The 16,178-nt window shown below is 61.3% G+C and carries 20 protein-coding genes and 1 riboswitch; of the genes, 13 read left to right on the top strand and 7 right to left on the bottom strand.

What is annotated here, in order from left to right; translation table 11 throughout:
- Positions 1 to 55 precede the first annotated feature (55 nt).
- The 4 genes from JF539_RS01900 to groL all read left to right on the top strand — a co-directional run bounded on the left by JF539_RS01900 (position 56) and on the right by groL (position 4,566).
- Positions 56 to 1,540, top strand: coding sequence for a sigma-54-dependent transcriptional regulator (locus JF539_RS01900; protein ID WP_207138654.1), 1,485 nt, complete (start codon positions 56 to 58; stop codon positions 1,538 to 1,540).
- A gap of 291 nt (positions 1,541 to 1,831) precedes the next feature.
- Complete coding sequence (locus tag JF539_RS01895) at positions 1,832 to 2,338, top strand: hypothetical protein (protein WP_207138652.1); 507 nt, start codon at positions 1,832 to 1,834, stop codon at positions 2,336 to 2,338.
- A 240-nt stretch (positions 2,339 to 2,578) separates the two neighbouring features.
- On the top strand, positions 2,579 to 2,866 hold the full coding sequence (gene groES / locus JF539_RS01890; RefSeq protein WP_207138649.1) for a co-chaperone GroES: 288 nt from the start codon (positions 2,579 to 2,581) through the stop codon (positions 2,864 to 2,866).
- Positions 2,867 to 2,922: 56 nt separating this feature from the next.
- Positions 2,923 to 4,566, top strand: a complete 1,644-nt coding sequence (gene groL / locus JF539_RS01885; protein ID WP_207138648.1) for a chaperonin GroEL — start codon at positions 2,923 to 2,925, stop codon at positions 4,564 to 4,566.
- A gap of 209 nt (positions 4,567 to 4,775) precedes the next feature.
- Here the strand turns inward: groL and JF539_RS01880 are convergent, their stop codons facing one another.
- The gene (locus JF539_RS01880; RefSeq protein WP_207138646.1) at positions 4,776 to 5,648 is read right to left on the bottom strand and encodes an MBL fold metallo-hydrolase; all 873 of its coding nucleotides are present in this window, start codon (positions 5,646 to 5,648) and stop codon (positions 4,776 to 4,778) included.
- 38 nt (positions 5,649 to 5,686) lie between these two features.
- Complete coding sequence (locus JF539_RS01875; RefSeq protein ID WP_207138643.1) at positions 5,687 to 6,130, bottom strand: Dps family protein; 444 nt, start codon at positions 6,128 to 6,130, stop codon at positions 5,687 to 5,689.
- A 104-nt stretch (positions 6,131 to 6,234) separates the two neighbouring features.
- On the opposite strand from JF539_RS01875, the gene JF539_RS01870 reads away from it, so the two are divergent.
- From JF539_RS01870 to JF539_RS01855, 4 genes are all read left to right on the top strand, one after another.
- Positions 6,235 to 7,140 carry a hydrogen peroxide-inducible genes activator gene (locus JF539_RS01870; RefSeq protein WP_207138641.1) on the top strand — a complete coding sequence of 302 codons (906 nt, stop codon included), beginning with the start codon at positions 6,235 to 6,237 and terminating at the stop codon, positions 7,138 to 7,140.
- A 174-nt stretch (positions 7,141 to 7,314) separates the two neighbouring features.
- Positions 7,315 to 7,605, top strand: a complete 291-nt coding sequence (locus JF539_RS01865) for an ArsR/SmtB family transcription factor (protein WP_207138639.1) — start codon at positions 7,315 to 7,317, stop codon at positions 7,603 to 7,605.
- Positions 7,602 to 8,663: a permease gene (locus JF539_RS01860; protein ID WP_207138637.1), complete on the top strand. Its 1,062-nt coding sequence runs from the start codon at positions 7,602 to 7,604 to the stop codon at positions 8,661 to 8,663. The genes JF539_RS01865 and JF539_RS01860 overlap by 4 nt, the downstream gene beginning before the upstream one ends.
- Positions 8,664 to 8,674: 11 nt before the next feature.
- Positions 8,675 to 8,911, top strand: a complete 237-nt coding sequence (locus JF539_RS01855; RefSeq protein ID WP_207138635.1) for a thioredoxin family protein — start codon at positions 8,675 to 8,677, stop codon at positions 8,909 to 8,911.
- 41 nt (positions 8,912 to 8,952) lie between these two features.
- Here the strand turns inward: JF539_RS01855 and JF539_RS01850 are convergent, their stop codons facing one another.
- The 3 genes from JF539_RS01850 to JF539_RS01840 are packed head-to-tail and all read right to left on the bottom strand — an operon-like array spanning position 8,953 to position 10,943.
- A complete protein-coding gene (locus JF539_RS01850) occupies positions 8,953 to 9,291 on the bottom strand; it encodes a hypothetical protein (protein ID WP_207138633.1) in 339 nt (112 codons plus the stop codon).
- 24 nt (positions 9,292 to 9,315) lie between these two features.
- Positions 9,316 to 9,957, bottom strand: a complete 642-nt coding sequence (locus JF539_RS01845; protein WP_419247672.1) for a L,D-transpeptidase — start codon at positions 9,955 to 9,957, stop codon at positions 9,316 to 9,318.
- A gap of 38 nt (positions 9,958 to 9,995) precedes the next feature.
- Positions 9,996 to 10,943 (bottom strand): glycine betaine ABC transporter substrate-binding protein, encoded by a 948-nt coding sequence (locus JF539_RS01840; protein WP_236042326.1) that lies wholly within the window; start codon positions 10,941 to 10,943, stop codon positions 9,996 to 9,998.
- A 345-nt stretch (positions 10,944 to 11,288) separates the two neighbouring features.
- Here JF539_RS01840 and JF539_RS01835 point away from each other — a divergent pair, with 345 nt between their 5' ends.
- From JF539_RS01835 to JF539_RS01820, 4 genes are all read left to right on the top strand, one after another.
- Positions 11,289 to 11,501, top strand: a complete 213-nt coding sequence (locus JF539_RS01835) for a SlyX family protein (RefSeq protein ID WP_207138626.1) — start codon at positions 11,289 to 11,291, stop codon at positions 11,499 to 11,501.
- 100 nt (positions 11,502 to 11,601) lie between these two features.
- Entirely contained in the window at positions 11,602 to 12,615 is a 1,014-nt protein-coding gene (locus JF539_RS01830; protein ID WP_207138624.1) for an efflux RND transporter periplasmic adaptor subunit, read from the top strand.
- On the top strand, positions 12,612 to 13,850 hold the full coding sequence (locus JF539_RS01825; protein WP_209016957.1) for an ABC transporter permease: 1,239 nt from the start codon (positions 12,612 to 12,614) through the stop codon (positions 13,848 to 13,850). Before JF539_RS01830 ends, JF539_RS01825 begins: the two co-directional genes overlap by 4 nt.
- Positions 13,847 to 14,566 carry an ABC transporter ATP-binding protein gene (locus tag JF539_RS01820; protein ID WP_328809185.1) on the top strand — a complete coding sequence of 240 codons (720 nt, stop codon included), beginning with the start codon at positions 13,847 to 13,849 and terminating at the stop codon, positions 14,564 to 14,566. Before JF539_RS01825 ends, JF539_RS01820 begins: the two co-directional genes overlap by 4 nt.
- Positions 14,567 to 14,569: 3 nt before the next feature.
- Here the strand turns inward: JF539_RS01820 and JF539_RS01815 are convergent, their stop codons facing one another.
- A complete protein-coding gene (locus JF539_RS01815) occupies positions 14,570 to 15,256 on the bottom strand; it encodes a YoaK family protein (protein WP_207138617.1) in 687 nt (228 codons plus the stop codon).
- A gap of 84 nt (positions 15,257 to 15,340) precedes the next feature.
- Positions 15,341 to 15,463, top strand: a riboswitch (SAM-I-IV-variant riboswitch).
- A 41-nt stretch (positions 15,464 to 15,504) separates the two neighbouring features.
- Here JF539_RS01815 and JF539_RS01810 point away from each other — a divergent pair.
- Positions 15,505 to 15,801, top strand: coding sequence for a hypothetical protein (locus JF539_RS01810; protein WP_207138615.1), 297 nt, complete (start codon positions 15,505 to 15,507; stop codon positions 15,799 to 15,801).
- Here the strand turns inward: JF539_RS01810 and JF539_RS01805 are convergent, their stop codons facing one another.
- Positions 15,802 to 16,146, bottom strand: a complete 345-nt coding sequence (locus tag JF539_RS01805; protein ID WP_207140776.1) for an acyl-CoA thioesterase — start codon at positions 16,144 to 16,146, stop codon at positions 15,802 to 15,804. It lies immediately after the preceding gene.
- Positions 16,147 to 16,178: the final 32 nt, after the last annotated feature.

The following is a 16,178-nucleotide window of genomic DNA, read 5'->3' as shown; positions in this document are numbered from 1 at the left end:
GACGAATCTTTCGATATTCGACTGACCCGGATCGAGCGATGGGAGTTGCCCAGCAATGGGGAGTAACGGGGGCAAAGACTTGCCTGTAATTGTACGCGTATTGGATGCATCGGCTTCAGAGGCCGCCCGCACGTCGGCCGTTTGCGCCAAACTGAATACCAACTGTACGGACCCAATTCTTTACACAGACTCAACCTCCTGCCTGCAAGACCTCGCCGACAAGTCGACCGATATCCTCATTATCGACCTGGAAACCATAGGTGGCGATCAGGCTCTGGAATCCTACGCCGTGCGTTGCCCCAAGGCCGTGATCATCGCGGTCTCGGCCATGGGCTCCGTTTCGCGCGCAGTCAGCGCCATGCGGGCCGGGGCGCACGACTTCCTTACCAAGCCATTTTCCCTGGACGCGCTTGCCTCCAAAATCGGGTTTCAGCTCAAGCAGCGCCGGCCTTCGCCTCCGCCCCAAAGCGTGCCGGCCGAGCAGCGGGGCATCCCGTCAGCTCCCGACAGGACGGACGCGAACATCCGGCCGACCGCCTCGGAGGAACCGAAGGGCATGCGCCGCATGATCGGCAGTTCGACGCAGATGCGTGATATCCACGCCCAGATCGCGCGCATGGCCCCTTCCCAGGCTCCGGTCTTCATCACCGGCGAGTCCGGAACCGGCAAGGAACTCTGCGCCAATGCTGTTCACGACCTCTCCGACCGCGAAGCCAATCCCTTCGTCACGCTGAATTGCGCCGCGATCCCCCGGGATCTCATCGAAAGCGAGATTTTCGGCTATATGCGCGGCGCCTTCACCGGGGCGGCCGAGAGCCGGGCCGGGGCCGCTGAACAGGCCGATGGCGGGACCTTGTTCCTGGACGAAATCGGCGAAATGGATCTCCTTTTGCAAAGCAAGCTGCTCAGGTTCCTGCAGACAGGCACCTTCCAGCGGCTCGGCGACACCAAAACGCGGAAGGTGGACGCGCGCATCATCTGCGCCACCAATCGCAATCCGCTTTCGGAGATCACCGCCGGCCGGTTCCGCGAGGACCTTTATTACCGGCTGCACGTGCTGCCGATCCATCTGCCGCCGCTGCGCGAACGGCGGGACGACATCCTGCCGCTTGCCGAAACGTTCCTGAGCCGCTTCGCGCAAGAGGAACGCCGTGCCTTCAAGGGCTTCGACGCGGATGCGGAAGCCCGCATCGTCGCCTATGCCTGGCCCGGCAACGTGCGCCAACTCGAGAACACGATCCGGCAGATCGTCGTCATGAACGAAGGCGCCGCCGTGACTTACGACATGCTTCCCCTGGTCATCCGCGACCAGAGTGCACGTCCGGGTGCCGTCATCGATCTCTCCCGCGAGCGCGGCCGGACCCAGGCGCAAAGCCGTCCCTTCGGCACGATCGAACCGCTCTGGGCCCAAGAGCGCCGGATCATCGAGGACGCTCTCGATGCCTTCGACGGCAATATCGCGATGGCCGCGGCGGCTCTCGAGATCAGCCCTTCCACCATTTACCGCAAGCGCCAGTCCTGGGAAGCCCGCAGTCTTTGAGAGGCATCCCACCCCGCTGCCGAACGCCGCGCGACATCAAGCCCCCGGACGATAAGCCCTAACACGAGACACGGTTTTCCGTTTTCATGGGTAAAGAACCGGACGCAAAGGGCGCCTGCGTTTACCGCATTGCACACATTGTCTTGTCTCAAGGCAAAAGTCGGTCTATATCGGCAAAATCGCTAAGAATAGACAAGATTAAAGGGCGGGCGGGGTAAACTTATGTCAATATTTCGCGGACGGCATGCATCGCGGCGGATCGTTTCTGCTATCCTTATTGGTATCGGGACCATGGCGGTACCATTGTCCGCTCCCGCGCAGACCGTGGCAGAGACCGGGCTCTCTGAGGAATTCTCGAAGGCGCTCGCTGCTTACGACCGGGCCTGGGAGACCGCCGGCCTTGGTTTTGCAACCGCAACGCTCACCGAGAAGGCAAGCAGCGGCTACGGCGAATACGTTCCCCGCGAGACCGCAGCCTATACGGACGGCGAGACCCTGTCGATCTACGCCGAACCGGTCGGATACGGGTTTGCCGAAAACGACGGTCTTTATTCCTACAAATTGACGGCCAGTTACAAGTTGCTCAATCTTTCCGGCCAGGTTCTCGCCGAACAGGACAATTTCGCGGAGTTCACCGGCAGCGGACGGTCCAAGATGCGGGAGCTGTCGGCGGCGCTCACATTCGAGTTCAGCGGCCTTCATGCCGGCGACTACAGGCTCGAAACCAGCTTCACCGACGAAATTACCGGAAAATCGGCCGGGTTCACCTTGCCTTTCACGGTTTCCAACCCAAATTGAGGTCCGGCTAAACGCCGTATTAACGCTCCGTCCCTGCAAGCTTGTCGGGGCGCAGAAAATCTCCTTCATGGGCATTGACAACCGAAGCGCAGCTACATAAATCGAAGGCGCTGTTAGCACTCGCCATGAGGGAGTGCTAATATGTAGCGGGAAGGCAGGCCTCCCGTTTCAGTCAACCCAATAATCATGTCTCGCGCGCTGCCAAATGCGTGGGGCGCGCTCATGAGAGGAAACAGTCTGATGGCATTTCGTCCACTGCACGACCGTGTCGTAGTTCGCCGCGTAGACTCTGAAGAGAAGACCGCCGGCGGCATCATCATTCCGGATACCGCGAAAGAAAAGCCGCAGGAAGGCGAGATCATCGCCGTCGGCACCGGCGCTCGCAAGGACTCCGGCGAGATCGTTCCGCTCGACGTCAAGGCAGGCGACCGCGTCCTGTTCGGCAAATGGTCCGGCACCGAAGTCAAGATCGATGGCGAAGACCTCCTGATCATGAAGGAATCCGACATCATGGGCGTGATCGCTTAAATCACAGCGAACCGCTTCTGATCTCAATCAAATTCCAGAAAAAGTGAGACGACCCTATGTCTGCTAAAGAAGTAAAATTCTCCTCCGACGCCCGTGAGCGCATGCTCCGCGGTGTCGACACCCTCGCAAACGCCGTCAAGGTAACCCTCGGCCCGAAAGGCCGTAACGTCGTTCTCGACAAAGCCTTCGGCGCACCGCGCATCACCAAGGACGGTGTCTCCGTTGCCAAGGAAATCGAACTGGAAGACAAGTTCGAGAACATGGGCGCCCAGATGGTGCGCGAAGTCGCTTCCAAGACCAACGACATCGCCGGTGACGGTACCACCACCGCGACCGTTCTGGCCCAGGCCATCGTCAAGGAAGGCGCCAAGGCCGTTGCCGCCGGCATGAACCCGATGGACCTGAAACGCGGCGTTGACCTCGCTGCCGCCGAAGCCGTCAAGGCTCTCGAAGCTGCTTCCAAGACCATCACCACCTCCGAGGAAGTCGCTCAGGTCGGCACCATTTCCGCAAACGGCGACACCCAGGTCGGTAAAGACATCGCAGAAGCGATGCAGAAAGTCGGCAACGAAGGCGTCATCACCGTCGAGGAAGCCAAGTCTCTCGAAACCGAGCTGGAAGTCGTCGAAGGCATGCAGTTCGACCGCGGCTACCTGTCTCCCTACTTCGTGACCAACGCTGAAAAGATGCTGGCCGATCTGGAAAAGCCGTACATCCTGCTGCACGAGAAGAAACTCTCCAACCTGCAGGCCATGCTGCCGATCCTGGAAGCTGTCGTTCAGTCTTCCCGTCCGCTGATCATCATTGCTGAAGACGTCGAAGGCGAAGCGCTTGCGACCCTCGTCGTCAACAAGCTGCGTGGCGGCCTCAAAATCGCTGCCGTCAAGGCTCCGGGCTTCGGCGACCGCCGCAAGGCCATGCTGGAAGACATCGCGATCCTGACCGGCGGCACCGTGATCTCCGAAGATCTCGGCATCAAGCTGGAAAACGTGACCCTCGACATGCTCGGCACCGCCGAGAAGGTCACCATCACCAAGGAAAACACCACCATCGTCGATGGTGCGGGTTCCAAGGACGACATCCAGGGCCGCGTTTCCCAGATCAAGGCTCAGATCGAGGAAACCACTTCCGATTACGACCGTGAGAAGCTCCAGGAGCGTCTTGCCAAGCTCGCAGGCGGCGTTGCCGTGATCCGTGTCGGCGGTGCGACCGAAATCGAAGTGAAAGAAAAGAAAGACCGCGTCGACGACGCTCTGAACGCAACCCGCGCTGCCGTTGAAGAAGGCATCGTCCCGGGTGGCGGCACGGCTCTGCTGCGTGCGAAAAAGGCTGTCGAAGGTCTTGCTTCCGACAACGCCGACATCGCAGCCGGCATCAAGATCGTCCTGCGTGCCCTGGAAGCTCCGATCCGCCAGATCGCCGAAAACGCCGGCGTTGAAGGCTCCATCGTGGTCGGCAAGATCCAGGAAAACGCTGACGACACCTTCGGCTTCAATGCGCAGACCGAAGAATTCGTCAACATGATCGAAGCCGGTATCATCGACCCGACTAAGGTCGTGCGCACCGCTCTGCAGGACGCGGCTTCCGTCGCAGGCCTGCTGATCACCACCGAAGCCATGGTTGCCGAGCTGCCAAAGAAAGAAGCAGCACCGGCGATGCCGGGCGGCGGCATGGGCGATATGGGCGGCATGGGCTTCTAAGAAGTCCGACCCAAAAGTCTTACGGAAAGGGCGGTCTTCGGGCCGCCCTTTTTGCGTCACGCGCCACCCATCATTTTCGGATTGCACCGCTTTGCGGCGCGGGGAGCGGCATGGGCTTCCAAGACGTCCAACCTCAAAAGTCTTGCGGAAAGGGCGGCTTTCGGGCCACCCTTTTTGCGTCTTGCGCACTTCCTTGTTTACAGACGGCGTTATCGCGGCTGAAAATAGTCGAGCGGGATCTTGAGGTAAGACCGGCCGTTGTCTTCTCTTTCGGGAAGTCGGCCGCCGCGGATGTTGATCTGGAGCGCGGCAAGCATGAGTTTTGGCAAGGGGAGCGTGCTGTCGCGTGCGTCACGCACCGCGCAATAGCTTTCTTCAGACGGCGCGTCCCGGAAGTGGATGTTGCCTGCCTTGTGTTCGGCGACCGTTGCCTGACACGCCTCCTCCCGGCCATTCGGCGCATAGTCGTGCCCGACGAAGACGCGGGTCTCGTCCGGAAGGCTCAGGATCTTCTGAATGCTTTCGTAAAGCTCCTTCGAACTGCCACCGGGAAAGTCCGCCCGGCTCGAACCGCTGTCCGGCATCATCAAGGTGTCGTGCACGAACGCCGCGTCTCCCGCCACGTAGGTGATCGAGGCGAGCGTATGGCCGGGTGAGAACATCACGCGCACCGGAACATTGCCGACAGTGAACTGCTCGCCGTCCTCAAAGAGCCGGTCCCACTGCTGGCCTTCGGTGGAAAAAACGGCAGGCAGGTTATAGATATGCTTCCAGATTTTCTGCACATCGACCACTCTGGCTCCAATGGCCGTGGGAGCCCCTAGGTGCGCTTTCAGGTACTGCGCAGCAGAGAAATGATCGGCATGCGGATGGGTGTCGAGAATCCAGACGATTTCCAGTCCCGCACCCCGGATATAATCCAGGATACGGTCGGCGTTTTCAGTGAACGTGGCACCGGACAGCGGATCGAAATCGAGCACGGGGTCGACGATCGCGCCTTTCCCCGTGTCGGGGTCGTGAAAGACATACTGCCAGCTTCCGGTGGTCTTGTCCCAGAAGCTCTTGACGATAGGATTGGGCATTGGATTCCTCGTTATCTTTCTGAAGGATGGAGGCTCATTCAGCGTTTGCAGGCCTTCATCATCCAGAGTTCCTTTTCATGCCATTCCAGCCGGTCGGTGAGCAGCCCGGCGGACACCTCGTCTCCGGCCTCTCCCGCCGCGGCAATCCCGTCGCGCAAAGTGGCAGCCAGTGCCTCGTGGGCGTCGATCAGCTTCGCGGTCATGTCATCCGCCGACTGGGCCGGGGCTGCCTCTTCTCCCGCGAGTGCCATCAGATCGGCGACGGAGCCGGGGGCATGGGCACCAAGGATACGGATACGTTCGGCGATCTCGTCCAGAGCGTTCCAGAGGTTCCGGTATTGCTCCTCGAAAACGTTATGGAGCTGGCGGAAGTTCGGACCCTCGACATTCCAGTGATATCCGTGGGTCTGCACATAGAGACGAAAAGTCTCGCCAAGAGCCTTTTTCAATGTGTCGATATTGGTTTGTGCCGCGCTGGTCATCTGTTTGTTCCTTCGGTCTATTGTTTCAACAACCCGAATATAGGAACTTGCTTGTTATTGTTGAAATTGATTATAAAAGTATCTGTAATCGAGAATTTCAATAAATGATCACACTCCGCCAGCTACATTTTCTCGTCGCCGTCGCCGACACGCTGAATTTCTCTCGTGCAGCCGAGGTTTGTAACGTCACGCAACCGACGCTCAGTGCGGGCATAAAGGAACTCGAAGACCGGCTCGGTGTCCAGCTCGTCGAGCGCACGCGACGAAGCGTTATGCTGACGGCGCTTGGCGAAGACGTCGTCAACCGGGGCCGCGCGCTGCTTCTGGAAGCCGAAGCGATCGAGGTTCTGGCGGCGGCGCACCGCAATCCGGGCGAAGGAAACCTGCGCCTCGGCGCCATCCCGACGGTTGGCCCATACCTCATCCCGTCGGCATTGCCGCTGATCCGTCAGCATTTTCCACGCCTGAAACTGTTCCTGCGGGAGGAGATCACCGAAAGTCTTATTGAAGGGCTGACCCAGGGCCGGCTCGATCTGATCCTGATCGCGCTCCCCTTCGAGACCGGCTCACTCGAAATCACCAAGCTGTTTCAAGACGGCTACCAGCTGGCCACCCCGCCTCGGGAAACACCTCCCGTCGTTGCAGGGCCGGACGGACTGGCGACCGGTGACCGTCTTATGCTGCTGGAAAGGGGACATTGCCTGCAGCGTCATGCCCTGCAGGCCTACCCGCACCGTCACCTGGAACAGGATGAGAGCTTTTCGGCGACAAGTCTCACCACTCTGGTCTCCATGGTTTCGGAAGGGTTGGGAATCACGCTGTTGCCCAATCTGGCCATAGACGCCGGCCTTGCCTCCAGGGGAGAAGTCAGGCTGACACCCCTTCCAGACGCCTGCCCGAGGCAGATTGCCCTGGCCTGGCGGCCAAAGTCCGCAAGACGGGATGTTTTTTTAAAACTGGCGGAGCTTCTGAAGAAGAAGCGGCATGGCGAGAAGGCCTGCACTCCCTGAGAACATTTCCGGGCTGAAGATTATATTTTGCCCCTGCCCCCCGAAGTGACACCCGGGGCAGACACTGACAGCCCTGTCGGTCTTCACGTTCAAACCTTCACCGAACAACGGCTTGACTGAGATCAATGTTCTCCGCTCGCGGTTATGCGCTTATGCGCATAAAGGAGTGCCCTCATGATCCTGACTGTGCTGTCCGCCCTGGCCGAACCGACACGGCTGGAAGCCATACGCATCTTGAATGACGGTGACGAACATTGCGTCTGTGAGCTTATGAAGGTCATCGGCGCGTCCCAGAGCCGCATGTCAAGGCATATGCAGGTGCTCAAGCAGGCCGGTCTGGTGGTCGACCGGCGCGATGCGCAATGGGTCCGCTACCGGCTGAGCGCCGATCTGACGCCGGAGGTCAAGGCCGTGGTCGACGCGGTGATGGCCGCTCCCACCGGGCAGGAAAGGAACGCCGCATGAGCGCCGATATCGCCACCCCTCTGCGTCCACCCCGGCCCGACTGGCACTGGCATCTCGGCGTCGCGGCCTTTCTCCTTGTCTGGTGGCTGGTCTACGGCCAGTTGATCCCGGTCTCGGAATGGATTGCCTCGCTGTTCCCGGTCGAGCGCCACAGCCATACCGGCGAGGCGGTTGCCTTCTTCTTCTACGACGTGCCCAAGGTGATGATGCTGCTGACGCTGATCGTCTTTGCCATGGGCGTCGTGCGCAGCTTCTTTTCACCCGAAAAGACACGTGCGCTTCTGTCGGGCAAGAGCGAGGGCGTTGGCAATGTCCTGTCGGCGAGCCTTGGCATCGTAACCCCGTTCTGTTCCTGCTCGGCTGTGCCGCTTTTCATCGGCTTTGTTTCCGCAGGCGTTCCGCTCGGGGTTACCTTCTCCTTTCTGATCGCCGCTCCGATGGTGAACGAGGTGGCGCTGGTCCTGCTCTTCGGTCTTGTCGGCTGGCAGGTGGCGGCAACCTATCTTGTCTTCGGTCTTGCCATCGCCATCCTCGCGGGTTTCGTCATAGGCAAGCTGCGCCTCGAAGGCTGGCTGCAGGACTGGGTGCGCGACATTCACTCCGGCGCCGACGCGCCGGTCGCGGTCGAGGACGAGCGCCTGACCATGGCGGACCGCTACAAACTCGGTATCGAAGCGGTGCGCGAGATCTTCGGCAAGGTCTGGATGTGGATCATTCTCGGCATTGGCGTCGGAGCGCTGATCCACGGCTACGTGCCGGAAGACCTGATGGCGCGCATCATGGGCGCGGACGCCTGGTGGTCGGTGCCTGCCGCCGTCCTGATGGGCATTCCGATGTATACGAACGCCGCCGGGGTCATTCCGATCATCGAGGCGCTTCTGGGCAAAGGCGCCGCCCTTGGCACCGTGCTTGCCTTCATGATGAGCGTGATCGCCCTGTCCCTGCCGGAAATGATCATCCTCAAGCAGGTTCTGACGCTGCGCCTGATCGCGGTCTTCGTCGGCGTGGTCGCCAGCGGCATCCTTGCTGTCGGCTTCCTGTTCAACCAGATTTTTTAAAGGATACACAAATGAAAACCGTCAAGGTCTACGGCCCCGGCTGCAAGCGCTGTGAAGCCACCGCCACCATGGTGAAAGATGCGGCCGCGAAACTGGGCGTCGAAATCGAGATCGAAAAAGTCACCGACCCAAGGTCGATTGCCATGGCGGGCGTCCTGTCCACGCCCGGCGTCGCCATAGATGGCAGGCTTGTCCACACGGGCGGAATGCCCGATGCGGCGAAGCTGGAAGGCTGGCTGGCGGCTTAGGGCACGGCCCCTAGGGCAAGGGCCTTCGCCGCCTGTCCGGGTCAGACCTTGTTGATCGACTGTACCGTCCCGGTCTCGTCAATGATGCAGACGGCCTGGCCTTCGGTGAAGGTCAGGTTGACCTGATAGGCATTTTCGCCGGACGGAGCGGAACTGACCGGCAGGACATTGCCGTCGGTGATTTCAAGCTCCTCAGCCGTTTTCGAGGCGCAGAGCAGTTGCAGGTCCGTCGGAGCCGTTGTGCCGGAGCTGCGCACAGACCCGGCCGTGGGGCTCGGACCGGATCCGCTGGTGTTGCAGCCGGCGACCAGCAGCAGGCACAGTCCGGCCAGCTGTGTGCCGGTCTGTTTCCTCAAGGCGTCTTTCGTAAAACCATTCATTCCCCTACCCCTCCGGCGGTAAACTCAGACGCCCTTGTAGAGCGCGGCGCCCTGCATCAGCACGATGACCTTGGCCCCGACTTCGACACGGCTGTAAAGGTCCGAGACATCCTCGTTGTTCAAGCGAATGCACCCCGACGAAATGTTGAGACCGATCGTCCAGGGCTGATTTGTACCGTGAATCCGGTAGATCGAGTCCTTGTTGCCCACGTAGAGATACATTGCGCGAGCTCCAAGCGGGTTGTCCGGCCCCCCGGGCATACCGCCTGCCCATTTGGCGGATTCCGGATCGCGCGCGATCATCTCCGGTGGCGGCGTCCATGTGGGCCATTCCTGCTTTCGGCCCACCTTCACGATGCCCGCCCAGCCGAAACCGTCGCGGCCGACGCCGATGCCATAACGGATCGCCTGGAAATTCGGCTGAACCAGATAGAGAAAGTGGCGGTCGCCGTCGATGATGATCGTTCCGGGTTTCTCAGCCGTCCGGAACTGGACAACCTGCCGGCGGAACTCTTTCGGGCTCTGCCCGTGCCTGTTGTAGAACCTGGCCGCCGCCTTGGGGGTGTAGTCGACCCATTGGCGGGTATTGGGATCGTAGATCTGCGTCTCGAACGCCTGTGCCAGGGCCGCGCCGGCCAGAACCAGCACTCCGACGGCCGACGGCATCCATTTCAAAACGGCGCGAAGGCCGCCCGGCATTCCGGTCATTTCGTCCACTCCCCGATCCGGTCCTCATTTTGCGCGATCCAGTCCTTCGCGACGTCTTCCACGGGCCTGCCTTCAACGACAACGGCATAACTCATCGCGGTGATGTCCTCAGGCCCGAGCTCGATGGCTGACAGGAAGGACGCCGCGTCCGGTCGCTCGGTCTCGAGCGAGGCCGCATAGGCGACATGGAATTCCGACGCGTCCCAGGCCGTGTCGGCATGGGATTTTTCCAGCCAGGCGCTGTCCTCGGCCCGCTTGACAAGCGTCCACCGGCTGGGGTCGTAAGGCGGTTCCTCCAGCATCACGACGTCATGAAGCTGGAACACGTGGTGCGGACCGTAACAGTAGAAAACGATCGGCCGGCCGAGCGAAACAGCCGCGTCGACGCCAGCCATGGCGACGTCCTCGGGCATTTCAAGCAGCGTCATGGTCCGGTCGTAGCCGTAGGAATGCGCCCGAATCTTCTCAATCTCGGTTGAGGACCATGTCGGCGCGCCAATCCAGATCTCGCCCTTTCCGTCACCGTCGCTGTCGAACTTTGCCGCCATCTCCGGCTTCGCAAGATCGGCAACCGCCTTGATCCCGGTCTGGTCGAGCGTTTCGCGCGTCGCGCAGATGTTCTGTGTCGCCGCGACCCCGTGCGGACTGAGGCGCAGGACCTTCTCCTGCTCGGCCAGCTTTTCCACCAAATCGGTCAGGTTGGGCAACCAGACTTCCGGGTGAACCTGAATGTTGCCCCGGCCAACCTCCGACAGGATCGTCAGTGTCCCGCGTTCGCGCAGCTCTGTCTCGATACCCAGCCGGTCCTTCAAAGTGTCCGCGATGATATGAGCGGTCACCTGGGCAGACGGCCACGCAGGAACACCGATGACCACATCTGCCGCATGAGCGGGACAAGAGAACGACGCGATCGTCAGACCGATTGCAGCAGCACCGATACGCAAAACACCACCTCCTCGCCTCGGCGGAAGCTTCTCACCAAGTGTCATCCACCACGACTATAGGCACCCGGATCAAAAGGACGCAACGGCAAATCGGTATCAAATCCGGCGCGTGAAACCGGTCTCCACCGCCATTGCCCCTTCAGACCGCGGTTCGAACGGTGTACTCAAGCCTACCAGGCACTGCCGAAACCGCCCGGCCCTCCGCCGGTACCAGGCACTTGATTCAAGCACCCTTCCAACCGCAGGGCGCGGAACGGATGAATTGTCCGCTCCCGGCCTTCACAGTATACCTACCGGCCGGCGCTCCTTTTCCTTGCGCCACCGACAAGACCCAAGGACGCACATATGTCTCAGGACCACGAAGCCCGGATCGAGCAGCTTGAGATCGGTCTGGCCCATGCCTCAAGGACAATCGAGGAGCTGAACGGCGTCGTCGTCGACCAGGCCAGGCAGATCGACCGGCTGACGCGCCTTTTTTCTCAGATGACCGATCAGGTGGGGGAGCTGATGGACAATGTCCTGCCCGCCCACCAGATCGACAAACCGCCTCATTACTGAAACGCCTGGAGCCATTCGGGGGGAACCGCGCGTTTGATCCAGGCCATGGCTGGAATTACAGGATCATTTAATCTGGCCGGAATTCTGCGTTAGGTGGTCCATGCGTCCTTTTCGTGCCCTTGTCTTTCTTCTCACCGCTAGCGCCATTGCCGCCGGCGGATACTGGTGGACCATCCGCCCCGTCGACGTTTGGGTCGCGACCCCATATCAGGGCCGCGCAGCCGAAGTGGTCTATGCCACGGCGGTCGTCGAGCCGGTCCGCTGGGCAAAGGTCACCAGCGTCATTCGCGAACGGATCATCACCCTTTGCGGTTGCGAGGGCATGGAGGTGAAGAAGGGCGATCAACTTGCCGAACTCGACAGCGGCGACGCGCGCGCGACCCTCGCGGAGCTTGAGGCCCGGCAGGTTCTGGCGCGCTCGGAACGCGAGCGGGCCGAGCGGCTTCTGCAGCGGCGGGTGGTCAGCCAGCAGGTCTACGACAAGGCCCAGAGCGAACTCATCCAGATAAATGCCCTGATCGCCGCCCAGAAGGAACGGCTGCGCGACTATTCGATCCTGGCACCCATGGACGGCGTCGTCCTGCGCCAGGACGGCTCGGTCGGAGAAGTCGCCGAGCCCGGCGATATCCTGTTCTGGATCGGCCAGCCGCAACCGCTTCAGCTGATCGCGGAAGTCAACGAGGAAGACATCCCCAAGGTGAAGATCGGCCACAAGGCCCTGATCAGGGCGGACGCCTTTCCCGACGAGGACCTGACGGCGGAAGTCTCGCGCATCACACCAAAGGGCGACCCGGTGCTGAAGAACTACCGGGTCTATCTGGACCTGCCGTCCGAGACGCTTTTGCGCATCGGCATGACCGCGGAAATCAACATCGTCACGGTGGAAAAGCAGGATGCGCTCCTGTTGCCTCAGGCGGCCTTCGACGGGTCCAAGGTGCAGACGCTCGACGGGCAAAACCGGATTTCGCTGATCACGGTCAAGACCGGCATTCGCGGCACCCGTGCCATTGAGGTTCTGGACGGTGTGGACTCGGACACCGCCGTCGTCGTTCCGTTCCAGGCGGATCTCGGCGAAGGACAAAAGGTTCGACCCAGAACCGGGGACGGGCCATGATGCTGCTGTTGCGGATCGCCTCGACCCATGTGCGCACGCGCATGCGCCAGACGGTTGTCTCGATCCTGGGCGTTGCGCTCGGGGTCGGCTTCTCCGTCGCCATGGCCGCCCTGATGCAAGGCTCCCAACAGGACTTCATGGCGACCCTGATCGACGCCATCCCGCATGTGGAGATCCAGGACGAAAAACGGGAACCGACGGTCCAGCCGGCCACGGCCGCCTACGACGCGGTCGCGTTTCACGGCCTCAGACCCCTGGAAGACCTCAGAGGCATCCGCAATCCGACGGAGGCGCTTGCCTCCTTACGCGACTGGGTCGACGGCAAGCTCGCCCAGCGGCTGAGCGGCCAGGCGGTTCTGCGTTACAGCGGCCAGGACCTCGGCATGACCCTGATCGGCGTGGTGCCGCGGCGCGAACTCGCCGTCTCCAAGATCAGGGAGGACATGCGGCAGGGCTCTTTCGAGGCTCTGGAAGCGACCGGCAACGGCCTGGTGATCGGCGACAAGGCCGCCGAACGGCTGGGCGCCGGGCTTGGCGACACGGTGACCCTGACGTCGGCCAACGGCATCGCCAAACGGTTCAAGATCGTCGGCCTGTTCCACGCGGGCATCAAAAGCAGCGACGAGGGTCTTGCCTACGCCCCTTTGAAAGCGGTGCAGATCCTCCTGGAAAAACCGGACATCATCAACAGCATCTCCATCAGGCTGAACGACATCGACGAGGCCAACGCCGTCGCCGCGCGCGCGGAACGCCAACTCGGCTACAAGGCGGTTTCCTGGGAGGAGGCCAACGAAGGGCTGATGGAGACCTTTTTCGTGCGCAACGTGATCATGTACACGGTGGTCGGCGCCATTCTGGTCGTGGCCGGTTTCGGCATCTACAACATCGTCTCCACCATCGTCCACGAAAAGTCCAAGGACATCGCCATCCTGAAATCCCTGGGCTTCCCGGAGACCGACATTCAACAGATCTTCGTGCTGGAAGGCCTGGTGATCGGCGCCCTGGGCGCCGTGGCCGGATCGGTTCTGGGCTTCGGCTTGTCGAGCTATCTCGCGTCAATCACCTTCGACATTTCCAAGGACGTGGAGATGACCCATCTGCCGATCTATTTCTCCGCACTTCATTATGCGACCGCCTGTCTTCTGGCCCTGTTTTCCTCCGCGATCGCCGGTCTTCTCCCGGCGCGCAAGGCAGCGCGCCTCAATCCGGTCGACATCATCCGGGGGGCGTCGTGACCGCCCGGTCCGCACCATGCCCGGATGGCGGAGGAGTGCTGCTGGAAGCGCGGAACCTGACGCGCATCCTGCCCGCCGTGGTTCCCGTGACCCTCGTCGAGGACGTGAATTTCGAGGTCGGCGCATCGGAATTCGTGGCGATCACGGGTCCTTCCGGGTCGGGCAAATCCTCGCTGCTCTACCTGCTCGGCCTGCTCGACCGGGCGACCGCGGGCGAGGTTCTGATCGACGGCCTTGAAACGAAGGACCTGACGCCGGCGGAAATGGCTCGCATCCGCCTGGAGAAGATCGGTTTCGTGTTCCAGTTCCACTTTCTGCTGCCCGAATTCACGGCCCTCGAAAACGTGATAATACCGATGCAGAAACTGGGCAGGCTGCCCGCTCATGAACAGCGGGAGCATGCCGCGGGCCTGCTGTCGGATCTCGGCCTCCAGGATTTCCTCGACCGGCGGCCGGAGCAGCTTTCCGGCGGTCAGCGCCAGCGCGTCGCCGTGGCCAGGTCGCTGGCCAATACGCCCGATCTGATCCTGGCCGACGAACCCACCGGCAGCCTCGATTCCGCCGCCACCGAACAGGTGTTCGACAGCCTGCACAAAATCGTCGAAAACCAGAAAACCACGGTGGTGGCCGTGACCCACGATCTCGATCTCGCCGCCCGCATGGAACGGCGCATCCATCTGGTCGACGGCCGCATCGATTACGACCGGCCGTGCTGAGAGTTATCTTGCGGGCTGGGCAACGGCCAGAAACACCAGAACCGCAATCGGGACCAGCAGCGCCCAGAACCCGGTATAACTCATCAGGAAACTTGCCAGCAGGCCGCCGGCGGCAAAGGCCGAGATCACCAGGATCTGGTGAACCACCCGCGCCCGGCTGTCCGGTCGGCTTTCCGGGTGGGTGAAATAGTCGGCGACGCCCAGAACGAGCTTGAGCGAGTTGCCGGTCATCATGGTCGTCGGTACGTGATGCTTCAGGATGGTCAGCATGATGACATTTTGCAGCGACATGGCGATCGTCGACAGACCGACCGCGGTCAGAGCGACCGCCGACTGCGGACCGGAGGCGACAGGGTCTCCAAGACCCGCAACGCACATGAAGGCCAGGACCAGGACAGCTTCCAACGCGAACAGCCGCCCGACGGGTATCTTTCCCGTTTCTGTCAGTCTCGACACGAAGGTGTACCAGAACAGGGTGGAAACGAAGAACACCGCCAGAACGAAAACCTTCAACAGAACGTTTTCCCTCTGGTGAAACACTTCCACGCACAAGACGACCAGCGTGCCGGAAATGAAGGCCGTGAACGTGTGAAACAGCCCGATGATGCAGACCACGTCGACAAAACAGGCACAAAAGGCGAGCAGGATAGGTGTGAGCGGGCGGTTCCGATGAAAGATCGAGGTGTCCAATGCGGTTTCCCCTGCCGTGTCTGCACCCGAACAAGTGACACGGTTACGGGCGCTTGCCAACAGCAACGCAACGTGGCATAAGCCCGGCATCATCAAGAGAAGGGCTGGCGCCCTCGCCAACCTGCCAACCGGGCAAGGTGGTTTCCGCAACAGGGATGCGGCCGTCAGGAACCTCAAAAGAGGCCGTCGGCAACGAAGCGGTTTGTTTTCATGCGCCAGTCCTCCTCGGGCAACCGATGGAGGATTTTTTGTCAAGAGACCCTTTTGCCGGACAGGCGGCAAGGCTGATCGAAACCCGGAATACCGGCGGCGCCGAACCTGCCGGTTCTGAAATCTGGCAGAAGGCGGCGGAAGACTGCGTACTTGCCCGGATCAGCTGCCTCAGGCTGGTCGGCGGGCTGCCTCTGCACGCCCCGCCGCTGAGCAGGGAAACCCGCCTGAAACGCCTTCGGATGCTGCTGCAACTCTGGGCAAACGGCTGTATCTGCGCCGTCGACGAAGAGCTCTTCGCCGACGTCGTCAATCGCCGGAAGGGCGACGCCTGATCAGCATTCCTTGGGCACGGGACGCGGCCTGCCGTCCTCGTCGACCGAGACGAAGGTAAAGATCGCTTCCGTCACCTTTTCCCTGTGGCCGTAGCGCTGGCGCAGCGCCCAGGCCTCCAGCTTGATCTCCATGGACGTGTTTCCGACCCGCATGATTTCCGTATAGACGCATAATACGTCGCCGACATGGACGGGACGGATGAACTTCATCTTGTCGACCGCGATGGTCACCACCCGGCCGATTGCCCGCTGACCGGCGGCGATGCCGCCCGCAAGGTCCATCTGCGACAGAACCCAGCCGCCGAAGATGTCGCCGGACGCGTTGGTGTCGGCCGGCATGGCCATGGTGCGCAGTGTCAGGTCACCGCTCGGGGTAT

Source organism: Roseibium aggregatum (genome assembly GCF_017309185.1).
Classification (GTDB): Bacteria; Pseudomonadota; Alphaproteobacteria; order Rhizobiales; family Stappiaceae; genus Roseibium; species Roseibium aggregatum_B.
Note: the sequence above shows the minus strand (reverse complement) of the source record. Positions and strands in the feature narration are given on the sequence as shown.

Bases quoted from the DNA above. Each gene is read 5' to 3' on its own strand.
- JF539_RS01900 (WP_207138654.1), top strand. From the start codon at position 56: ATGGGGAGTAACGGGGGCAAAGACTTGCCTGTAATTGTACGCGTATTG.
- JF539_RS01895 (WP_207138652.1), top strand. From the start codon at position 1,832: ATGGCGGTACCATTGTCCGCTCCCGCGCAGACCGTGGCAGAGACCGGG.
- groES (WP_207138649.1), top strand. From the start codon at position 2,579: ATGGCATTTCGTCCACTGCACGACCGTGTCGTAGTTCGCCGCGTAGAC.
- groL (WP_207138648.1), top strand. From the start codon at position 2,923: ATGTCTGCTAAAGAAGTAAAATTCTCCTCCGACGCCCGTGAGCGCATG.
- JF539_RS01880 (WP_207138646.1), bottom strand. From the start codon at position 5,648: ATGCCCAATCCTATCGTCAAGAGCTTCTGGGACAAGACCACCGGAAGC.
- JF539_RS01875 (WP_207138643.1), bottom strand. From the start codon at position 6,130: ATGACCAGCGCGGCACAAACCAATATCGACACATTGAAAAAGGCTCTT.
- JF539_RS01870 (WP_207138641.1), top strand. From the start codon at position 6,235: ATGATCACACTCCGCCAGCTACATTTTCTCGTCGCCGTCGCCGACACG.
- JF539_RS01865 (WP_207138639.1), top strand. From the start codon at position 7,315: ATGATCCTGACTGTGCTGTCCGCCCTGGCCGAACCGACACGGCTGGAA.
- JF539_RS01860 (WP_207138637.1), top strand. From the start codon at position 7,602: ATGAGCGCCGATATCGCCACCCCTCTGCGTCCACCCCGGCCCGACTGG.
- JF539_RS01855 (WP_207138635.1), top strand. From the start codon at position 8,675: ATGAAAACCGTCAAGGTCTACGGCCCCGGCTGCAAGCGCTGTGAAGCC.
- JF539_RS01850 (WP_207138633.1), bottom strand. From the start codon at position 9,291: ATGAATGGTTTTACGAAAGACGCCTTGAGGAAACAGACCGGCACACAG.
- JF539_RS01845 (WP_419247672.1), bottom strand. From the start codon at position 9,957: ATGCCGTCGGCCGTCGGAGTGCTGGTTCTGGCCGGCGCGGCCCTGGCA.
- JF539_RS01835 (WP_207138626.1), top strand. From the start codon at position 11,289: ATGTCTCAGGACCACGAAGCCCGGATCGAGCAGCTTGAGATCGGTCTG.
- JF539_RS01830 (WP_207138624.1), top strand. From the start codon at position 11,602: ATGCGTCCTTTTCGTGCCCTTGTCTTTCTTCTCACCGCTAGCGCCATT.
- JF539_RS01825 (WP_209016957.1), top strand. From the start codon at position 12,612: ATGATGCTGCTGTTGCGGATCGCCTCGACCCATGTGCGCACGCGCATG.
- JF539_RS01805 (WP_207140776.1), bottom strand. From the start codon at position 16,146: ATGGCCATGCCGGCCGACACCAACGCGTCCGGCGACATCTTCGGCGGC.